Origin of the sequence: Neoalteromonas arenosi, from assembly GCF_030362855.1 — a bacterium.
Classification (GTDB): domain Bacteria; phylum Pseudomonadota; class Gammaproteobacteria; order Enterobacterales; family Alteromonadaceae; genus Alteromonas_E; species Alteromonas_E arenosi.
On the sequence record NZ_JAUCBP010000001.1, the window covers coordinates 234823 to 254010 of the forward strand.

Below are 19188 nucleotides of genomic sequence, written 5' to 3' on the forward strand. Positions count from 1 at the left end.
AGTGATTGGTTTGTCCTTGTTGCTATATTAACGAGATAAACGTGCGGCTTGATAAAGCAAGTTAGGGTTTATTCGTTGCTGAAAATTGGGATTAACGTAGGCAAATTTTACCAAGCCTGTAGTATCGATGATATAGGCAGCGGGTACAGGAAGCACCACTTTACTCTCATCTTCTAAGGTCACTACCTCCGCACCCAGTTGACCACGGATGGTTTCGACCATTTCATCATCAACGTAATAAGCCAAACCAAATCCGACGGTTGCAGCCAACGACATATCTGATAAGTGGATTATTTCAAAATCCTGTGACGAGCGCTGGGCTGTCAGTCGTGCAGGGGAATCGGGTGAAATAGCCAGAATTTGATAGCCCAAATCGAGAATGCGCTGTTCGACTTCAACCAAACCCGCCATTTGCCTTGAGCAATAGGGGCACCAGCCACCGCGATAAAAGATAATGACCGTGGGGCGCTTTTCAATTAAGGCCATCAGCTCGATATCACCGCCAAACTCGGTTTTAACTGTGACTTGAGGGACAAACTGACCAATTAATAAAGGACTGATTTCATCGGCACTTTCGGCAACCTTGGTCTCTGCGCAGGCGCACACGCTCAGTAGTGCAGCAAAGATCGAGAGGATTGAGTATTTAAGCATTCGCATCGATTGTTCTAGCTCCGATGAATTTTGACCAAACAAGGCCATCACTGAAACTAGATTAATCTGTGCTGCTTGCCTTTGCAATTGGCCCCTGAAAAGCGCCGCGAAGCGACGCTTCCCGAGGCGTTCAAACACTCGATTAATTCAACGCTTTCGCCACATTGAGTAATAGCTCTGCTGACGGTCGTACAGCATAATTGGGGTTAACATAATTGAACTGAATCAAACCGTCTTTATCAACAATAAAGATTGCTGGCGCAGGCAGAACAGAGCGCGCACTGTCATCTCTAGTCAGAACCACATCCATTTTTTCTTTGTACAATTGGCTGGTTTCATTTGCCACATAAAAACCAATACCGAATTGACGGATGGTTTCCAGTGACTCATCAGATAACAGCGTAACTGCAAATTCAGTTTCTAATTTTTGCTCTTGCAAACGACTGGGTGACTCTGGAGAAATCGCCAATACTTGATAGCCCATATCCACTAAATCTTGCTCAATATCTTTAAGCTCTGCCAATTGACGATTGCAGTATGGGCACCAACCACCGCGATAAAATAACACGATACTCGGCTTTTGCATGGTCAGTGCTTTAAAGCTAACCGGCGAACCGTCAGCGGTTTTAAGGGTAGTTGAGGGTGCCGCTTGACCATTGAGGAGCGGTGTAACGTTTTCTGCAGAGTCTGCAATTACAGTGCGATCAAGAGCAAATACTGATTGGCTAAAAGCAACGGCTAACAGGATAGCAACGAAAATTTTGCGCATTGGGTTTCTCAGTTAAGTTATTAGACAGAGCAAAAGACCCGCACGCCGACACAATTATTTCAAAACGTATAAAGATTTTGTCAGCCGCATACAAAACGCTAGTTCTCGTTTTCAGCTGCAAATGCCGCTTCAGACAGCTGAACTTGTCGCCACCACTCACTATCAGCTTCAATTTCACCGTCAGCATTAACATAGGGGTAGGGAATATTTTTACGTAAACAAATGTCGTGTAACTGCGGGAACCCTCCTTCGAATAACACGCGCTGTTGTTCCTCTTCAGGCAGATTAGACGTTTTATACATGCCGGCTAATTCACGCTGGCGCTGGGCTTCATACAACACGACAGCTGCCGCGACAGATACATTGAGCGACTGCACCATACCCACCATTGGAATAAGGATGTCGGTGTCAGCAAGGGCAATAGCCTCAGCGGTTGCACCCGTCTTTTCCTGCCCCATGATAATTGCAGTTGGTTTAGTATAATCCACCGCGCGAAAATCCACTGCCTTAGGGCTAAGATTGGTGACCAACACTTGCATATTCCGCGATTTAAAATGCTTTACCGCGTGCTCAATGGAGTCATGTGCGCGCGTTTTCACCCACACATTACTGCCCATAGATGTGCCATTACGCGCTATCTTCTGGCCATCCCACACGCCGTTGACTTCGTGTATACCAACGGCATCACAAGTGCGCACCATGGCCGCAATATTGTGCGGCTTACTGACCTCTTCCATACACACCGTCAAGTCAGCCTGACGGGTTTTTAGCAAAGCTCGGATCCGTGCATTGCGCTCAGCAGTCATCTGCATGGGTTTACTCCGGAAGCTCCATCACGCCATCAATTTCAATTTGCGCACCTTTGGGCAATTCAGCTACACCAATCGCTGCACGAGCAGGGTAAGGTTCAACAAAGTATTGACTCATGATCTCATTTACCGTGGCAAAATTGCTCAAGTCAGTAAGAAAGATATTCACTTTAACGAGATCTTGAGTAGAACCACCCGCGGCTTCGCACACGGCACTGACATTTTTAAACACTTGTTGCGCTTGGGCAGCAAAATCATCTGAAACCATTTCCATGGTGTCTGGTACCAGCGGGATTTGACCCGATAAGTAAACCGTATGGCCTGCTTTAACTGCTTGGCTGTATGTACCAATAGCTTGTGGCGCGCGATCGGTATTGATTATCGCTTTAGGCATAATGTTTCCTATGTTGATTCTGAGGCGCAGTTAACCGCGCGTTTTGGTTTTACTGTGCCGAGAGACCCGTTGGACCTCTGGCATGGTGCGGATTTTCTTCATGATCCGTGCTAAGTGCACCCGATTGGTGGTGGTTAGCTGTAAATCAATGTAGTAAATGTTGCTTTCTTTTTCTTCGGTCTGCAGGCCAATAATGGTTGAGTCACAGGCCGCGATCGTATTGGTTAAAGTTGCCAAAGTGCCCTGATGATTGAATAACTCAATCCGCAGGGATGCTTTGAACTCACCTTTAGCGTCTGATTCCCATTGCATGGGTAGTACGCGCTGAGGCTCTTCTTTAGCTAGTTTGCGAATGTTAGTACAACCAATTTGGTGGATGACCATACCGCGACCAGGGCTAAGTACCGCAACAACCTCGTCATCTGGGATGGGGTAACAGCACTGCGAATAATGCACTAATAAGCCCTCGGTGCCGCGGATCGCAACATCACCTTTTTTCTCGGGAATTTCGCTGCCTTCACCAATTAATCGGCGGGCTACAATGGCCGATAATTCATTACCCAGACCAATATCAACTAACAAATCGTCAAAGCTTTCGTGCTTTGTCTCTGCAACAACCCGATCTTTGTCGGCTTGCGATATGTCATCTAACTTGATCGCACCCAAAGCATGACGCAATAAACGATTGCCCATATTAACCGCTTCTTGCGACTGCTGCTTGCGCAAATACTGACGAATGCGCGTTCGAGCACGGGCACTAACGACAAAGTTCAACCAATTCGCATTGGGTTTGGCGCGCGGCGAGGTAATAATTTCCACTGTTTGGCCATTCTCTAGAGGCTTGCTCAACGAGTAATTTCGCCGTTCAACTCGCACACCGACACAGGTATTGCCAATATCCGAGTGAACCGCATAAGCGAAGTCTACTGCGGTAGAGCCCGTAGGCAATTCAATGATGCGGCCGTCTGGGGTGAATACGTAAATTTCATCCGGGAATAAATCGGTTTTAACACTCTCGATAAATTCAAACGACGAACTGGCACTTTGTTGTAACTCAAGTAACGACTGCATCCATTTGCGCGCACGTAGTTGCGCCGTGGTATCAGAATCGCCAGCACCTTTATACAGCCAATGCGCCGCAACCCCTTTATCCGCCATTTGATCCATCTCTTTGGTTCGGATTTGGATTTCAACCGGTATGCCATGCGGTCCAATTAAGGATGTATGAAGCGACTGATAACCATTGGTGCGAGGAATGGCGATGTAGTCTTTAAAGCGGTTCTCGATGGGCTTATACAACGAGTGCATCGCCCCGAGGGAGCGATAGCAATTGTCGACAGTATCAACCAAAATGCGAAACGCGTAGATGTCCATAACTTCGTTAAACATCAGCTCTTTGTTTTTCATCTTGCGATAAATTGAGTACAAATGTTTTTCGCGGCCGATAACCTCGGCTTCAATGGAGTATTCTTCGAGACGGGTATTGAGCTCTTGGCGAGTGTTCTCGATGATAGTCTTGCGATTGCCTCGCGCTTGCACGACCGCAGACTTCAGCGCGCGATGACGCATGGGATACATCGCTTGGAAACCGAGATCCTCAAGTTCATTTTTAATATCGTGAATACCCAAGCGGTGTGCAATCGGCGCATAAATTTCGAGGGTTTCCAGTGCAATACGACGGCGCTTATCGGGGCGCAGTGAACCGAGCGTGCGCATATTGTGGGTACGGTCCGCTAGTTTGATGAGGATAACGCGGATGTCTTGCACCATCGCCATCATCATCTTCCGAAAGTTTTCCGCTTGCGCTTCTTGTTTGCTATTGAACTCAATTTTGTCGAGTTTACTTACGCCTTCAACAAGATCGGCAACGACCTCTCCAAACTGAGACTCTAAGTCTTCGCGCTCTACTGACGTGTCTTCGATAACATCATGCATCAAGGCCGCCATGATCGTCTCATGGTCCATATGCATATCTGCTAAAATCCCTGCCACTGCTACAGGGTGAGTAATATATGGGTCGCCACTAGAACGCATCTGTCCATCATGAGCATTCCGCGCAACTACAAACGACTCACGCACCACCTCGATCTGCTCATCGGGCAGGTATTGCGACAGCTTGGCTTGTAGTCCTTCAAATAAATACACGTGACGTTTTGACTTTACATAATCTGATAGGTTTAGAATAAAGCTAATTAACTAAATAACCAAATGAAAACGCCAGCAAAAATGCTGGCGCTCGTACCGAAAAGGGTAGGTGGCGGATTACTCTGCCAGAATGTTCGCTACAGACGCGAATTCAACCTCATCTTGATGTTGCTGATCACGGATTTCTTCCGCTTCGATACTTTCAGCTGTAACCAAGCCTTGCTCGATTTCACGTAATGCCGTCACAGTAGGCTTATCGTTGCCCATGTCGACTTGTGGCGTTTTGCCTTCTGTCGCAAGTTGACGTGCACGTCGCGCAGCAACCAAAACTAAATCAAAACGATTGCCAATCTGATCTACAGCGTCTTCTACAGTTACGCGAGCCATGTGATTCTCCGGTTATGCGATTGTTCAAAAATGGCCGCGTAGTATAGCCTAAGCTTTGTACAGACGGTAGTCATTTATGCTAATAACTCAGCAATTAATGTGTTATTTCGTTGCTTTTGGTTGTCTAATCGCTCGCGCTGGGCAAAAACAACACTTTCCAGCGCCGCTAGTGTGGTACTAAAGTCGTCATTGACCAGTACGTAGTCAAACTCATCGTAGTGACTCATTTCATCTTTGGCCTTTTGCATGCGACTAGCAATAACCTCAGCACTGTCTTGACCTCGAGAGTCGAGACGGCTCTTTAATACCTCTAGTGAAGGCGGCAAAATAAAAATGCCAATAGCATCCGGTAATTGCTGTTTAACTTGTCGCGCGCCCTGCCAATCGATATCTAAAAACACATCAATACCTTTCGATAAGGTGTTTTCGATTGTGACCCGTGAAGTGCCGTAGTAATTGCCAAATACTTCCGCCCATTCAAAAAAAGCACCTTGCTCAATCAAACGCTCAAACTCAGCGCGATCAACAAAGTGATAGTGCTCGCCATCCACTTCACCGGGGCGCGGATCACGCGTGGTATGTGAAACACTGACTTGTAAATCACCATTGCGTCGCTGCACTGAATCGGCATGCTTGGTGAGAAGCGCTTTAATCAAACTGGACTTACCCGCGCCCGATGGCGCAGATAAAATAAATAAATTACCAAGGAGTTGAACCATAAAACGATTTGAAAGCTATGTTTTATCGAGCATTAAGCTCTAGTGGAAAGTACTATGCCAATGGTAGCATAAGCTTAAGCAATTAGTGAGTTAGCAAATAAATATGAATGATACAGAATACGACATGCGGGTTGATGCCATCTTCATGCGACTCGAAGAAGCGCTCGACGAATGTGAAGTCGACATTGATTACGAAGGCGCAGGCGGTATTTTAACCCTGATTTTCCCCAACCAAACGAAGATAATCCTAAATAAACAACCCCCTCTACATCAGATTTGGGTAGCGACCAAGTTCAACGGTCACCATTTCAACTTGGAAGGTGAGCAATGGATTGACGAGCGCACTGGGGCTGAGTTTTGGTCGTTTATGGACGAAGCGGCCTCAAAGCAAGCGGGCCAGCCAGTTACATTGTCAGGTGAATAAGGAGTATTCATGTCTGAGAGATTACAATATGTTGATGTTCCAGCCAGTGGCCAACATCGCGCTACCGTAATTTGGCTACACGGATTAGGTGATTCGGGTAACGGCTTTGCCCCCATAGTGCCGGAGTTACACTTACCTGAAAATCACGGTATTCGTTTTATTTTTCCGCATGCGCCGGTGCAGCCTATTACGATTAACAACGGCATGTCGATGCGCGCCTGGTATGATATCAAATCCTTGGACTTTAACTCACGGGCTGATGTAGCCGGGGTTGAACAGTCGGCAGCGCAAGTACAACAACTTATCGATGATGAGATAGCTGCTGGGATCCCGAGCAACAAAATAGTTATTGCAGGTTTCTCACAAGGTGGTGTTATTGCCTACCATTTGGCAACGCGCGGCCAGACTACCTTCGCCGGTGTAATGACACTGTCTACCTACATGTGTGAAGCCGACAAACTAGCCGCGGAGAAAACATCGGCAAATAGTGCAACACCATTTATGGTGTGCCATGGTCAACAGGATGACGTGGTGCCTATGTTCCTAGGACACTCAGCCTATAAATCAATTACCGCCAATGGTTACCAAGCCGAATGGCACGAATATGTCATGCAGCACAATGTGTGTATGCAGGAAATTCGCGATATTTCGAGTTGGTTGCAAAAAGTATTAGCCCAATAGATAAAAGAGCGGAGGGTTGAAACCTCAAATCCTCCGCGGGTTGTAAGCATCAATCTCCACGTCCACAGTACTCTTAAGTAAATACGGTGTGAAAGTTTTTCTGTCCATTACCGGTTTTATTCTGCATCTAATCAAGAAAACACAACCACGGATTTACCATGAAACAACTATCACTTTTATTGCGCGGCTTTGTACTATTTTTAATATTTGCGGCTGCCAATGCACATGCCGATGACCCAATCGAAACAGGAACCTTTAACAACAAGGCCATTTACGGTTATGACACAGTCGCATACTTTACGATGGGTGAGCCAGTTAAGGGCTCTGATAAATATATGACAACTTGGCGTGGCGCAGAATGGTATTTTTCGTCACAAGAACACCTGGATATGTTTACCCATGAACCAGAGAAATTTGCGCCTCAGTACGGCGGTTATTGCGCATACGCCATGTCTGATGGTCGGTTAGTCGGCATTGATGAAGAGGCCTTTACTATTCTCGATGGCAAACTGTACTTGAACTACAGTAAAAGTGTTATGCGTGAATGGCGCGCGAATACAGGACAGTTTATTGAAGAAGCCAACGCTTGGTATCCAAAACTTGTCGATTTGCCTGCTGGCGAGTAACGTCCGGCAATATCCAGGTACACGAGTACAGGCAGCTTTGGCTGCCTTTTTTATTCTCTTCAATGGCTTAGATAAGTTACACTTAAGGAATGAAGTGAATGTTTTAGAGTCAATGTGAAAGATCCCAATACCATTAGAATTGCAACGCGGAAAAGTGCGTTAGCCATGTGGCAAGCCGAATATGTGCAAGCTGAGTTACTCCGTCATCATCCGGACTTGACGGTTGAGCTTGTACCTATGTCCACACAGGGCGATCGGATTTTAGATACGCCATTAGCCAAGATTGGTGGTAAAGGGCTCTTTATCAAAGAGCTCGAAGTAGCAATGCTCGAGAATAGAGCGGATATTGCTGTGCACTCGATGAAAGATGTGCCGGTCGAGTTTCCTCAAGGCTTTGGGCTTCATGCAATTTGTCCTCGCGAAAACCCTTTCGATGCATTTGTATCTAACACATACAGCTCCATTGGTGAGTTACCCCAAGGCGCAATTGTGGGAACCTCGAGTCTGCGTCGCCAATGTCAGCTGCGCCACCATCGCCCCGATTTGGTCATTAAAGACTTACGCGGTAACGTCAATACTCGCTTGCAAAAGCTCGACAACGGTGAATATGACGCCATTATATTAGCCGCAGCGGGCTTAATCCGATTGGGCATGAATAAACGAATAAAATACACCCTGCCAATTGAGTTATCGCTGCCTGCTGTTGGGCAAGGCGCTGTTGGTATTGAATGTCGCAACGATGACGCGGCGCTAATAAAGCGGCTAAAACCTTTGCAGGATGATGCAACATTTTACCGCGTGACGGCAGAACGCGCCTTAAATGCCCGACTTCAAGGCGGCTGCCAAGTACCCATCGGGAGTTTTGCCCAGCTCAATGGCGACACATTGTTACTCAAAGGATTAGTTGGCAGTACCGATGGCGAGACACTCATAACCGCTGAAGCCAGTGCAAATATTAACGACGCAGAAGCACTCGGGATTTCAGTTGCTGAACAGCTTTTGGCACAAGGTGCTGGGGCGTTATTAGCAGAGCTCCACAGTTAAGCGCGCGGTACACCATGATTGTTATTATTCGCCCTGAACAATCATTGGCAGCCAGTATGGCGTTTTTCGAAACGCATCTGGAAGATTGCACGGGAGTCGCTGTGCAACGCGTGGTAGAAGAGCCCGAGGGTTATAAGCAGCTGATCTGTGCAATTAAATATGCGGCCATCGATACTGCAATTGTGACAAGCCAATACGCCGCGCATGCATTGGCGTATGCGCTGAAACTCAATGAATCCCGGGTACACCCTAAACGCATTATTTGTATTGGTCACAAAACAGCGAGAGTCTTAGTCAATTTTAAAGACCTTTGTCATGTACCGACCGACGCCACATCTGAAGGACTACTCAATGATCCGATTTTAGACGACATTGAGGGCCGAAAAGTTGGCATAATCAAAGGCACTGCCGGTCGTACTCTGATCCATGCAACTCTGGCAGAGCGCGGCGCTCACTGTCACGATTATCCCGTGTACCGACGTCAATCAATTCCCATAAACCATGACAATCAAGAGCGATTAGTAAAGGCTTCCGTTATTATTGTCACCAATGGCGAGGCGATAGAACAGTTAACCAAGCACCCTGTTTTTGTAAACTTAAAACAAAAAACTTGGATTGTACCAAGTCAACGAGTTGCTGATATGGCAAAACGAGCAAGCATTGATACAGTGCACATAAGCGCTGGCGCTAGTGACGCAGCGTTGCTAAAGTGTGTTAATCAAATTTTGGAGTAATGCATGGCTGATTCTGACACCTCAAATACCACAAGTGCTATGACTACGACTTCGGCGGCGGACGAAAGTAAGGTAATTGAGGCCGAAACCTCTTCTCGCGCAACCCAACCTAAACCGAAAACAGGATTGTTGTGGTTTTTCATTACCATCAATTTATTATTGTTAATTGCGGTAGCCGGAGCCTGTGGCTGGTATTACTGGACAAAGTTGCGTGTTGACGATGGACAGCAGCAGCAAATACAAGGCGCTTTAACGACTCAACAACAGGCATTAGCCACTGCCCAATCAGAACTCACAGATGTTAAAAATCAGTTGAATAATCTGGCGCAAACGCAACGTCAAACCTTACAAACGAATCAGCAGGCGATGACTGACGCGCAGTCAACTATTGCAGCGCTGACTCAGCGGATTGAGCTTTTGCAGCTCGAGTTAACGGAAATAGGAGGTCGTCGCCCTTCAGATTGGTTGTTGGCGGAAGCGGATTATCTCGTGCGCATGGCAGGTCGTAAATTGTGGCTTGAAGGCGATGATCGCAGCGCGTTAATGATGCTTGCCGCCGCTGATGCTCGGTTAGCTGACCTTGCCGACCCATCGCTTATCCCAATTCGTCAGTTGTTGGCTGAAGATATGCAAACGCTACGTCAACTGAATCCCACCTCACTAACATCAGTCGCGTTGGCCATTTCTGGTTTGATACCGCAAGTCGACAACTTACCGATATATACTCATTTCCCCGAAGAGTATAAACCCGAACCTCAAGAACTGAGTGAGTCGGTGGGCGATTGGCGCGAGAATCTCAGCCGAAGCTGGGATGCGTTTATTGAGAAATTCATGCGTGTTGAATCAACAACTACGCCAATCAAACCCTTTATCAGCGAAGAAGGGCAATGGCTTGCCCGCCAGCAACTTAAGTTTGCGCTTATGCAGGCCAAAACAGCGGCGCTAAGCGCCGAAGAAACGCTTTACCAACAGTCACTGCAACGCGCAATGGCACTTGTAGTGAACGATTTTGATTTGGAAACGACGGACGTCCAACAATTTAGTCATGCGCTACAGAATTTAATCGAAACGCCTGTCGACAAGCCTTTCCCAGCCGAATTAAGAGCACAAAGGGCACTCGAAGATAAACTCGACACCCGTATCAATGCGTTGTTTGGTAAACAGGAAGAAGCACTATGAAGCGCCTAGTGTTAATTCTTGGAGTTTTCTTATTAATGGTAGTGGCCATGATCGTTGGCTCACAGCTGGTTGAACATAAAGGCTATGTGTTAATCCGGCTGGGTGACATGTCGTTTGAAACCAGCTTTTTAACCTTACTGATTTTGATATTTGGCTCTGTTGTCCTGTTTTTAATAGGCCTTTCAGTTAGCAAGCGCTTACTACGGATTACTCTAGGCTCTAAATACTGGCTTGGTTCGTTTAGCCAGCGCCGGCTGAGCAAAGCCTACTTCAAAGGTATGACCGCCTATTTTGAAGGTGACTTAAACCGCGCAGATCGCTGGTTACAACGCACCCGTTCCGGTGATTTTGATGGCGTCAATTTACTTGCCGCGGGTCAAGTGGCAGCAGACCTTGGTGACCGTGATAGAGCTGAAAAATACTGGCTAGAAGCCGCTGACGAAAGTAATGCCGACTATGCCGCAAAGGTATGTATTGCGAAGAGCCACCTCGCCAATAATGAAGCCGGGAAAGCACTTGAGATTATTGAAGCCCTTAGCGAGGAAGAACAGAAGCGTATTTCCATCGTGAATTTGTGGATCACAATTCTTGCTCACCTGGGTAGATGGCAGGAGATTCAACAGCGTCTACCCCAATGGCGAAAGCCATTAGGCGATGCTTATTCCAGCTGGGCCAAGCAAGCCTCTAAAGGTGAGTTTGCTGAAATAGCCAGCCGCTCGGGTGCAAACGAATTAATCCAACACTGGCATCAGTTGCCTCGTGCGAGCCGCAAAGACAGAGCCAAACAGGCGGCTTACGTGCAACAGCTATTAGACCAAGGAATGCACAATGAAGCCCAAAAACACCTAGTCGAATGGCAAGGCGCGGGCCCGGTTGAAGAACTGTTACCGCTGATGAAGGAGTTGCGTCTGCCTAACCCAGCGCCAGCGGTGAAGCTGTTAGAACACTGGCTCAAACAAGATGAAAATAATGTTGAGTACCTAACCGTATTAGGTGCTATCGCAATGAATTGTGGCAACGATATTCTGGCGGAAAAAGTCCTGCAGAAAGCCATTAAGCTTGAACCTACCCAGGAGCGCCTGCGTATGCTTGCGCAAATCAGTGAGCGACAACAAGACAATGTCCGCGCGTTGGCGTTATACAAACAAAGCGTCGAGTAGGGACAGTGGAACTCAATAGCGATTTTACCCAACGCGTGGTAATCCGTCCGGAAGAATACCAATGGGTTGACAGCCCGATGGCTGGTGTAGAACGCATGATGCTGGACAGGATTGGTGGTGAAGTTGCACGGGCGACATCCATTGTTCGCTACGCGCCCAACAGTGAGTTTCCAGAACACATTCACGGCGGTGGTGAGGAGATCTTTGTCCTTGATGGTGTGTTTGCAGATGAGCATGCGCAATATCCTGCCGGCACATACATTCGCAACCCAATCGGAACGTCACATGCGCCCAAGGTAGGCAGCAATGGGGCAACGATATTCGTAAAACTGCATCAATTTGATCCAACTGACAAGGCTCAAATCACAGTCGATACTCGCAGTGAGCGATGGTCTCCAGGTGTTGTACAAGGATTGTCAGTGATGAGTTTGCACACCTTTGGTAGTGAGCATGTCGCCTTAGTAAAATGGGAGCCTGACACACAATTTCAGCCTCACAAGCATTGGGGCGGTGAGGAGATATTCGTTTTACAGGGGACCTTTTACGACGAGCACGGTGAATACCCTCAAGGGACGTGGATACGCAGCCCACATTTGAGTCAGCACACCCCTTTTACCCAAGAAGATGGTGCGCTAATTTACGTGAAAGTTGGTCATTTGACCTAGCCATCTGATAAGCGTTTGAACCTACCGCCATTGTGATAGATACTGTACAACGTGGCGCCTAGCCACGTGGACTAGTGTTAATCAAGGATAGAGATGGCAATAAATGCTTTCGTTACTGCGCCATAACCTGTTCTTGCCAAAGGCTATTTAACCAACGTTGGTAAGGTAGTCGATTACGTTGAGCAAAAACTATGACAAATAATTGTTGGACTGTTTTGGGTATTGAGCCGACACAAAATAGCCAAATCATAAAACATGCCTACACACATTTATTAAAAGACAGCCATCCAGATGATAATCCCGAGGGGTTCGCGCAATTACAACAAGCGTATGAAGCTGCCCTCAACTATTGCAATCAACCCAGTGATTCTGAAACTACAGTCAAAGAATCCGACACAGAAGTGGATCCTGAGCCGGACTCGAAACCCAACCGCAAAGTTTTCATCGCTGCTGGCTGGTTGTTGGCTATGTTTGTGCTGTTTAGGGTGTTCTCGTTTTTGTCCGACGACCGCAGGCAAGCTGCGCAACAAGCCGAGCAAGAAGCATTAATTGAAGTCAAATGGGAACCTGACCTACTGCAATGTAACGATGTTGTAGACGCCACAGAAACCCCACAGTTTAAGCGTTGTATTGAGCTTGCTAAACAAGGATGGGAAGAAGCTCAGCGACGAGTCGCTTGGGCCTATACAAGGGAAGGTGAACATCAGGACTGGTCTGCAGCGTACGAATATATAACAGAGCTCGGCGAATATGACTATTACATGGACTTTCTTGGCGATATCGTTTTGTTTTTACTCGGTGAAACTGAATCTGCGCAAATTAAAGGCGAACGAGAAATACGTGCAAAGGCCAACTTGCGATTTCCACCTGCGGAGGGATATTTGGCCACTATCTATGGCCTAGAAATCAATCTCCTCGAGCGGGACGCTAACATTTTATGGTTGTTAGAAAGTGCCTATGAAAAAAGCGAAGTCGTGGTAGATGTTTATGAAATGACTCAGGTATACGCCAATGGCATTAAGACGCGGGTTAACTTAGATAAAGCTCGTGCGGTTTTGGCTGACTATGCTGCGAGTAATTCACCCTACAGCCTTGAAGGCGCCGCGTGGTATCTTGCCACTCTCGCAAACAATCAACTACATCCGCCAGAAGTAGCAGTGCAAATGGCAAAAACCATTATCGACTACGAAGATGAGACAGAGTTATATTCTTTTTACGACACATTAGCTGCGGCTTATGCTGCAAACCAACAGTTTGATGAAGCCACAGATACCCAAAAACAAGCGATTGCGCTAATTGATAAATCAAGTCTCTCTGCCGCTGAAGCCGAGCAGGAAAGAGAGAATTACACCGAGCGCTTGGAGTCTTATCAACAACAACAAGCGATTGTTTACGCTGATTTAGTCATTTCAGAAGACGAGTTTTTCGATGACTTGAAAACAGATATTGAAGTAATGTTGATCGAATTATTGGATATCACCGTTGAAGCACCACAAGGCTACACTCCCCCAGTTGCAGATGAAGCTGTGCAATTGGACTAACGGATTATTATCTATGTACAAACCAACATTGCTTACAGCTAGTCTTTTAGCACTGTTTCTAAGCACCAGCACAAAGGCTAACGACACGCGTGAGAATGAGTCCCCCGTGCGTGATTTAACCGGCTTTGAAGGATTAGATGAAGCGCAACCGCTATGGGAGTTTGGCGTCGGTGGAGGTGTTGGTGAAGTACCGAATTATCCGAGTTCTAGCGAGCGCAACTTTATCGGATTGGCTGCGCCTTATGTCATCTATCGCGGTGATGTATTTCGACTAGGCGGAGGCGGTGCGCGTGCGGTTGTTGTTGAAGAAAATGACTTTGAGTTCGATATTTCTTTCGGCGGTGCCTTTTCTGCAGATAGCGATGAGAACACGGCTCGCGAAGGCATGCCAGAACTCGACTTTCTATTCGAAGTAGGACCGCAATTGATCTATCGCGTGAAGGGTTTCGAATTTGCTAACGGCGGAAATGGGCGGTTAAATGCGCGTTTACAAGCGCGCGCGGTATTTTCTACCGATTTCGGCCGTATCGACCAACGCGGTTATGTTTTGGAGCCGACACTCACATACCAGCAGCGCGGCAGGCTATTTAAGGATACCGGCTTGAATGCTTCGCTAAGCTTTACCTTCGCTTCCGAAAAACTGCAGGATTATTTTTATCAAGTCGACCAAGCATTTGTGACCGATACACGAGCAGCGTATGACGCGCAAAGTGGCTTTCTCGGTACGGAATTATCTGTGGGCTTCTCATTCCCGATCGGTGAGCAAGCACGCGGTTTTATCGGTGGAGGTCTGCAATGGCACAGTGGCGCTGCCAATACGGATAGTCCGTTATTCGAAGATACACTGACGTATAGCATTGCGGCGGGTTTTGTCTGGCGATTATACCAAAGTGAAACTAAAGCTAATTGGTAGTCAATAGAGCCACCGGTGCTGATTGACTAGCGTTCAAACTTTATCCATTGCGGCCGCCTCTGAAGCCTGAGCTATATGGATTTTTTTGGGTGGTATTACTGAGCTTGATACACCTTTGCGGACACTTTTCTACACAGCAAAATAGAATGGGCTTGTTAGATTAACTTGTGAGAATAGATTTACATTATGTATCGTAACCACTGCGACAATTCGAATAATAAGATACAGGAGCTAAAACTCTATGCTAAATAAGCTATTTAAACCCTGCTTACTGGCACTGGCTATCACGGCTGGTAGCGCTTCGGCGAATGCCGCTAGCTTTGAAATTGAACATCTGCCGCAAGTACAACACGCTGGCAATATCACCGTTGCGCCTAATGGTAACGTTACGGCTTACACCTTAAGTCAGCCTCGAGACTTAATTGCGGGTGATGAAGACGGTGTAGCCGATACGCATATCTACATTATACGCGATGATGAATCGCCAAGCTTATTTGTCGGCGGTCAGGGCAGCGTTTCTGGTTTGCAATTCAGTGCTGATAGTCAAACGCTGTTTTTCAAAACTCAGCGCGACGGGGATAAAAATACGGCGCTTTACTCGATCTCATTATCCGGCGGTGAAGCGCAGAAGCGGTTTGAATTTGATACTGGGATCGGCGACTACGCAGTCGCTGCTGATGGTAAGACACTTTATTTCGTTGCCCGCCCTAAAGATGACAAAGAAGATCTGACTGGCAAGGGATTTAAAGCCTATGCGTTTGAAGAAGATCACCGTTTAGCGGCGTTGTGGCAGGTTGACCTCAGCGATAGCGATGCTAAGGCAGAGGTGCTTTTTAATACGGGAAATATATCCAATTTTGATTTGTCAAAAGACGGCAAGTCTATTGTCGTAGCTGCCGCACCGACCAATCTGATTGATGACTTTTACATGAAGCGTGATTTACACGTTATCAGTACACAAACCGGAGCAGTCAGTAATACGATTGATGTCCCTGGTAAACTCGGCACGTTTGAATTTTCCGATGATGGCGAGCAAATTGCGTTTCTGGGCGGCACCGACATTCACGACACCTCAGCTGGGGTGTTGATGCTAGCTGATGCCGATAATCCTGAATTCGTCCAACTCACTAAAGATGCTCTACAGCATATTCAAGATATCGATTGGTTAGATGACGACATCCTTGCCGTTGCGCATCGTGGTGTTGAAAGCGCCCTTGTCGTTTATGCAACAGATGGTGATGAAAAGCGCACTTATCGCACATCATCTGACATTGTTGTACGCAGTGCTGATGTGGGTGACGACGAAATTCGCTTTACTGCAGACAGCCCCATGCATCCCCGCGAAGTATTTAAGATCAGGCGTGGCAAGTCAGAGAAACTTACCAATCACAATGCCTGGTTAGCTGATATTGACTTGGCACCACAATCAACATTTAGCTTTGAGGCTCGCGACGGTGCTGTCGTTGAAGGCTTGCTAATCACGCCCAAAGGCGCAGCTCCAGAAGGCGGTTGGCCGTTGATCCTGACCGTACACGGCGGCCCTGAGGCACACTACAGCGATGGATGGTTAACAGCATACTCACTCGCGGGGCAATTCGGAGCCGCTGATGGTTACGCCGTGTTTTATCCTAATTATCGCGGCTCTACGGGTCGAGGCGTCGCATTTGCGAAAGAACATCAAGACGACTACGCCGGTAAAGAGTTTAACGACCTAGTTGATGGCGTAAACGCACTTGCAGAAGCGGGATTAGTTAATCGCGACCGTGTGGGAATCACTGGCGGCTCATATGGTGGGTATGCATCCATGTGGGGCGCGACAGCTCTGACTGAACACTTTGCAGCCTCAGTCGCATTCGTTGGTATCTCCAATCAGGTATCAAAATTTGGTACCAGTGATATCCCCAATGAAATGCACTTAGTGCATTCGTTAAAATGGCCTTGGGAAGACAATTGGATGAACTTAATCGAACGTTCGCCAATTTTCCATGCGGGTAAAAGTACAACGCCGACCTTAATTTTACATGGCGAGGAAGACACTCGTGTACATCCAAGCCAGTCTATGGAGCTATTCCGTTCAATGAAGGTTAGAACTGATACACCAGTTCGCTTAGTGTTTTATCCCGGTGAAGGGCATGGCAATCGCAAAGCAGCTGCACAATATGACTATGCACTGCGCCTGATGCGTTGGATGGATACGTATTTGGCACTAGACGCTACTCGTGATGCGCCGATGCCTGCGTTTGATTTGGGGATGTCAGAGCGTCTCAAAGGTGAAGAAGATGCCACAGAGTAGCCACTAACGAGAAACACAGGCCAGCGCTAGTCGCTGGCTTTTTCGTTGTTGAGCGGCCGATTCCTAAACCAAGCAGCAAGGCTCGAACCAGTGATGTTCATCAACGGACCAAAGACCGCTGGCGCAAGTCCCATAGTCGCCACGCGGCCCATTTCAACGGCGATCCCTGACGCCAATCCCGAGTTTTGCATGCCGACTTCAAACGCTAGTGTTCGAGCCGATGCTTGATCCATTCCCGCTATGCGGCCAACGCCATAGCCTATTGTGTAGCCCAATGCGTTATGCACTAACACAACCACGATGAGCAGCCCGCCAATAGTCAATAAAGAATCTCTGCCTGCTGCGGTGATAATCGCAATAATTATGGCAATCCCGGCCATAGAAATCAGCGGCATGAATCGGTCAAACCAAACCGCACGACCGTGGAAAAAATGGTTAAAGAGCAAACCTGCCATGATCGGCAGCAAGACCATTTTACTGATACTCCAGAACATAGCGAGAAGGTCTATAGCGACAAGTTCTCCGGCAAATAAACCCATTAAGTAAGGTGTAATAAACGGCGCCAAAAGCGTTGATACGGCTGTTAAAGACAGTGACAATGCCAAGTTCGCCTTGGCAATAAAAGCCATTACATTGGAAGCCAAACCGCCAGGCGCGCAACCAACGAGTATTATGCCTGCAGCAATTTCAGGCGGAAAGTGAGTCAAGGTTGCCAATGTAAAACCAATTAATGGCATCATGCTGTATTGGCAAAGCAGCCCAATCAACACATTACGCGGCGTTTTAAATACAGCGGCAAAATCGAGAAAGCTCAGAGACGCGCCCATACCGAACATGATGATCATCAGTAGCGGTACAATTAAAGATGTAGTTTGGAATTCTCCAATGGCTAAAAACCACTGTGGATATTGCAGTGCCACAATGACTGCAGCGAAAATAGTAAAGGTATAGCTAAACGTGGCATAGCGCTCTGAACCCCGTAATGCAATGGCAATAGCAATCATTGTTGCAGCGCCAAAGTTCGCTGCTAGCTCGATAGCACCCAACATCCAGCTGCCAGTTGATACCGCAATAAGGACGCCAACTAAAATCGAGCGTATACGCGGCATTGTTAAGCAAGCTCAATACGATAAACAATACTGTGTTGCTGAACCGTATTAGGTTGTAATATACCTTGTATACCACCGCTACTTTTAGGTGCATCAGCACCAAAATGAGGCTCAACGCAGATCCCTTGGTTTTGCTCAAATTGGTCACCTAAGTAAAAGCCGGTATAAAACTGTGCTGCCGGATAATCTGATGTTACCGTCAACGCCAATTTCTCATCCGCACTGGTGATTCGCGTCTGTTGCACTGTATCGGCAAAGATAAAATTGTGGTCCAAAATTGCCCATGCACTGTGCTGGTCCAAACGCACGGGTTTGGAAAAATCAAACAAGCTCTGATCAACCGCTTTGGGTTTGTCTTTTGGCAAACCATCTTCGTCTTTCGGAACGAAGTGCGTAGCATTTGAGACGATGGTTTGCGCCAAACCTGATAAACCGGAATCAGCGCCATTAAGATTAAAGTAACTATGGCCTGTAGGACCACACACTGTGGCTTTAGGCGATTGGGAATTCATGGTCATATACAACGCATTGCCAATGATTGCGTATTTAACCGTAAAATTAATCGGGCCTGGATAACCATTCCAGCCATCTTCACCTTGCCAGTGTAAGGTCAGTTCAGTATCCGACTGCTCAGATACCTCCCACGTTTGCCGATCTAATGCATTGGGACCGCCGTGCAAATGGTTACAGCCATCGTTGATCGATAATTGAATAACCTGCTTGTCCACTTCGACTTGGCCATTGCCAATCCGGTTAGCAAAAGGACCTGCGACACAGCCGAGATAAAAAGGATCACTGTAATACTCTTGGAGTACTTTATGACCTAACACAATGTGACGCGGCTGGCCATCAACTTGAACCACCCAATCAATAATACGTGCGCCATAGTCGGCTATAGTGACCTGCATGCCAGGTGAAACTAGGTGATAAGTTTGCATAGCTGTC

Annotated in this window: 20 protein-coding genes; 11 read left to right on the plus strand and 9 right to left on the minus strand. The window is 47.2% G+C overall.

All coding sequences use genetic code 11. The features are described from left to right. Nucleotides 1-27: 27 nt before the first annotated feature. The 7 genes from QTP81_RS01085 to gmk form a co-directional block, all read right to left on the minus strand. A complete protein-coding gene (locus tag QTP81_RS01085; protein ID WP_289363110.1) occupies nucleotides 28-789 on the minus strand; it encodes a peroxiredoxin-like family protein in 762 nt (253 codons plus the stop codon). A gap of 4 nt (nucleotides 790-793) precedes the next feature. Next, nucleotides 794-1420 carry a peroxiredoxin-like family protein gene (locus QTP81_RS01090; RefSeq protein WP_289363111.1) on the minus strand — a complete coding sequence of 209 codons (627 nt, stop codon included), beginning with the start codon at nucleotides 1418-1420 and terminating at the stop codon, nucleotides 794-796. Between the two features lie 98 nt (nucleotides 1421-1518). Next, a complete protein-coding gene (gene trmH / locus QTP81_RS01095) occupies nucleotides 1519-2226 on the minus strand; it encodes a tRNA (guanosine(18)-2'-O)-methyltransferase TrmH (protein ID WP_289363374.1) in 708 nt (235 codons plus the stop codon). 10 nt (nucleotides 2227-2236) lie between these two features. Then, nucleotides 2237-2623: a RidA family protein gene (locus QTP81_RS01100; protein ID WP_289363112.1), complete on the minus strand. Its 387-nt coding sequence runs from the start codon at nucleotides 2621-2623 to the stop codon at nucleotides 2237-2239. A gap of 30 nt (nucleotides 2624-2653) precedes the next feature. Beyond that, nucleotides 2654-4768 (minus strand): bifunctional GTP diphosphokinase/guanosine-3',5'-bis pyrophosphate 3'-pyrophosphohydrolase, encoded by a 2115-nt coding sequence (spoT, locus tag QTP81_RS01105; protein WP_289363113.1) that lies wholly within the window; start codon nucleotides 4766-4768, stop codon nucleotides 2654-2656. Between the two features lie 117 nt (nucleotides 4769-4885). Next, nucleotides 4886-5155 carry a DNA-directed RNA polymerase subunit omega gene (gene rpoZ, locus QTP81_RS01110; protein WP_289363114.1) on the minus strand — a complete coding sequence of 90 codons (270 nt, stop codon included), beginning with the start codon at nucleotides 5153-5155 and terminating at the stop codon, nucleotides 4886-4888. A 74-nt stretch (nucleotides 5156-5229) separates the two neighbouring features. Continuing rightward, on the minus strand, nucleotides 5230-5874 hold the full coding sequence (gene gmk, locus QTP81_RS01115) for a guanylate kinase (RefSeq protein ID WP_289363115.1): 645 nt from the start codon (nucleotides 5872-5874) through the stop codon (nucleotides 5230-5232). A 103-nt stretch (nucleotides 5875-5977) separates the two neighbouring features. Here gmk and cyaY point away from each other — a divergent pair, with 103 nt between their 5' ends. From cyaY to QTP81_RS01170, 11 genes are all read left to right on the plus strand, one after another. Continuing rightward, the gene (gene cyaY / locus QTP81_RS01120; RefSeq protein WP_289363116.1) at nucleotides 5978-6298 is read left to right on the plus strand and encodes an iron donor protein CyaY; all 321 of its coding nucleotides are present in this window, start codon (nucleotides 5978-5980) and stop codon (nucleotides 6296-6298) included. Nucleotides 6299-6307: 9 nt separating this feature from the next. After that, nucleotides 6308-6979, plus strand: a complete 672-nt coding sequence (locus QTP81_RS01125) for an alpha/beta hydrolase (RefSeq protein ID WP_289363117.1) — start codon at nucleotides 6308-6310, stop codon at nucleotides 6977-6979. Nucleotides 6980-7137: 158 nt separating this feature from the next. Beyond that, nucleotides 7138-7605 (plus strand): YHS domain-containing (seleno)protein, encoded by a 468-nt coding sequence (locus QTP81_RS01130; protein ID WP_289363118.1) that lies wholly within the window; start codon nucleotides 7138-7140, stop codon nucleotides 7603-7605. A 114-nt stretch (nucleotides 7606-7719) separates the two neighbouring features. After that, nucleotides 7720-8649, plus strand: coding sequence for a hydroxymethylbilane synthase (gene hemC / locus QTP81_RS01135; protein WP_289363119.1), 930 nt, complete (start codon nucleotides 7720-7722; stop codon nucleotides 8647-8649). Between the two features lie 14 nt (nucleotides 8650-8663). After that, nucleotides 8664-9383, plus strand: a complete 720-nt coding sequence (locus tag QTP81_RS01140; protein ID WP_289363120.1) for a uroporphyrinogen-III synthase — start codon at nucleotides 8664-8666, stop codon at nucleotides 9381-9383. Nucleotides 9384-9386: 3 nt separating this feature from the next. Beyond that, complete coding sequence (locus QTP81_RS01145) at nucleotides 9387-10562, plus strand: uroporphyrinogen-III C-methyltransferase (RefSeq protein ID WP_289363121.1); 1176 nt, start codon at nucleotides 9387-9389, stop codon at nucleotides 10560-10562. Beyond that, on the plus strand, nucleotides 10559-11722 hold the full coding sequence (locus QTP81_RS01150; RefSeq protein ID WP_289363122.1) for a heme biosynthesis HemY N-terminal domain-containing protein: 1164 nt from the start codon (nucleotides 10559-10561) through the stop codon (nucleotides 11720-11722). Before QTP81_RS01145 ends, QTP81_RS01150 begins: the two co-directional genes overlap by 4 nt. Nucleotides 11723-11727: 5 nt before the next feature. Further along, entirely contained in the window at nucleotides 11728-12387 is a 660-nt protein-coding gene (locus tag QTP81_RS01155; protein WP_289363123.1) for a cupin domain-containing protein, read from the plus strand. A gap of 191 nt (nucleotides 12388-12578) precedes the next feature. Beyond that, a complete protein-coding gene (locus QTP81_RS01160; protein ID WP_289363124.1) occupies nucleotides 12579-13928 on the plus strand; it encodes a J domain-containing protein in 1350 nt (449 codons plus the stop codon). 13 nt (nucleotides 13929-13941) lie between these two features. After that, on the plus strand, nucleotides 13942-14841 hold the full coding sequence (locus QTP81_RS01165) for a MipA/OmpV family protein (RefSeq protein ID WP_289363125.1): 900 nt from the start codon (nucleotides 13942-13944) through the stop codon (nucleotides 14839-14841). A gap of 241 nt (nucleotides 14842-15082) precedes the next feature. Then, a complete protein-coding gene (locus tag QTP81_RS01170) occupies nucleotides 15083-17134 on the plus strand; it encodes a S9 family peptidase (protein WP_289363127.1) in 2052 nt (683 codons plus the stop codon). 26 nt (nucleotides 17135-17160) lie between these two features. Here the strand turns inward: QTP81_RS01170 and QTP81_RS01175 are convergent, their stop codons facing one another. Beyond that, the gene (locus tag QTP81_RS01175) at nucleotides 17161-18243 is read right to left on the minus strand and encodes a bile acid:sodium symporter family protein (RefSeq protein ID WP_289363128.1); all 1083 of its coding nucleotides are present in this window, start codon (nucleotides 18241-18243) and stop codon (nucleotides 17161-17163) included. Nucleotides 18244-18245: 2 nt separating this feature from the next. Next, nucleotides 18246-19181, minus strand: coding sequence for an aldose epimerase family protein (locus QTP81_RS01180; RefSeq protein ID WP_289363129.1), 936 nt, complete (start codon nucleotides 19179-19181; stop codon nucleotides 18246-18248). Between the last annotated feature and the right edge of the window lie 7 nt (nucleotides 19182-19188).

Bases quoted from the DNA above. Each gene is read 5' to 3' on its own strand.
- QTP81_RS01145 (WP_289363121.1), top strand. From the start codon at position 9,387: ATGGCTGATTCTGACACCTCAAATACCACAAGTGCTATGACTACGACT.
- QTP81_RS01090 (WP_289363111.1), bottom strand. From the start codon at position 1,420: ATGCGCAAAATTTTCGTTGCTATCCTGTTAGCCGTTGCTTTTAGCCAA.
- QTP81_RS01165 (WP_289363125.1), top strand. From the start codon at position 13,942: ATGTACAAACCAACATTGCTTACAGCTAGTCTTTTAGCACTGTTTCTA.
- QTP81_RS01180 (WP_289363129.1), bottom strand. From the start codon at position 19,181: ATGCAAACTTATCACCTAGTTTCACCTGGCATGCAGGTCACTATAGCC.
- QTP81_RS01130 (WP_289363118.1), top strand. From the start codon at position 7,138: ATGAAACAACTATCACTTTTATTGCGCGGCTTTGTACTATTTTTAATA.
- QTP81_RS01125 (WP_289363117.1), top strand. From the start codon at position 6,308: ATGTCTGAGAGATTACAATATGTTGATGTTCCAGCCAGTGGCCAACAT.
- QTP81_RS01140 (WP_289363120.1), top strand. From the start codon at position 8,664: ATGATTGTTATTATTCGCCCTGAACAATCATTGGCAGCCAGTATGGCG.
- rpoZ (WP_289363114.1), bottom strand. From the start codon at position 5,155: ATGGCTCGCGTAACTGTAGAAGACGCTGTAGATCAGATTGGCAATCGT.
- cyaY (WP_289363116.1), top strand. From the start codon at position 5,978: ATGAATGATACAGAATACGACATGCGGGTTGATGCCATCTTCATGCGA.
- trmH (WP_289363374.1), bottom strand. From the start codon at position 2,226: ATGACTGCTGAGCGCAATGCACGGATCCGAGCTTTGCTAAAAACCCGT.
- QTP81_RS01150 (WP_289363122.1), top strand. From the start codon at position 10,559: ATGAAGCGCCTAGTGTTAATTCTTGGAGTTTTCTTATTAATGGTAGTG.
- gmk (WP_289363115.1), bottom strand. From the start codon at position 5,874: ATGGTTCAACTCCTTGGTAATTTATTTATTTTATCTGCGCCATCGGGC.
- QTP81_RS01160 (WP_289363124.1), top strand. From the start codon at position 12,579: ATGACAAATAATTGTTGGACTGTTTTGGGTATTGAGCCGACACAAAAT.
- QTP81_RS01100 (WP_289363112.1), bottom strand. From the start codon at position 2,623: ATGCCTAAAGCGATAATCAATACCGATCGCGCGCCACAAGCTATTGGT.
- QTP81_RS01175 (WP_289363128.1), bottom strand. From the start codon at position 18,243: ATGCCGCGTATACGCTCGATTTTAGTTGGCGTCCTTATTGCGGTATCA.
- QTP81_RS01170 (WP_289363127.1), top strand. From the start codon at position 15,083: ATGCTAAATAAGCTATTTAAACCCTGCTTACTGGCACTGGCTATCACG.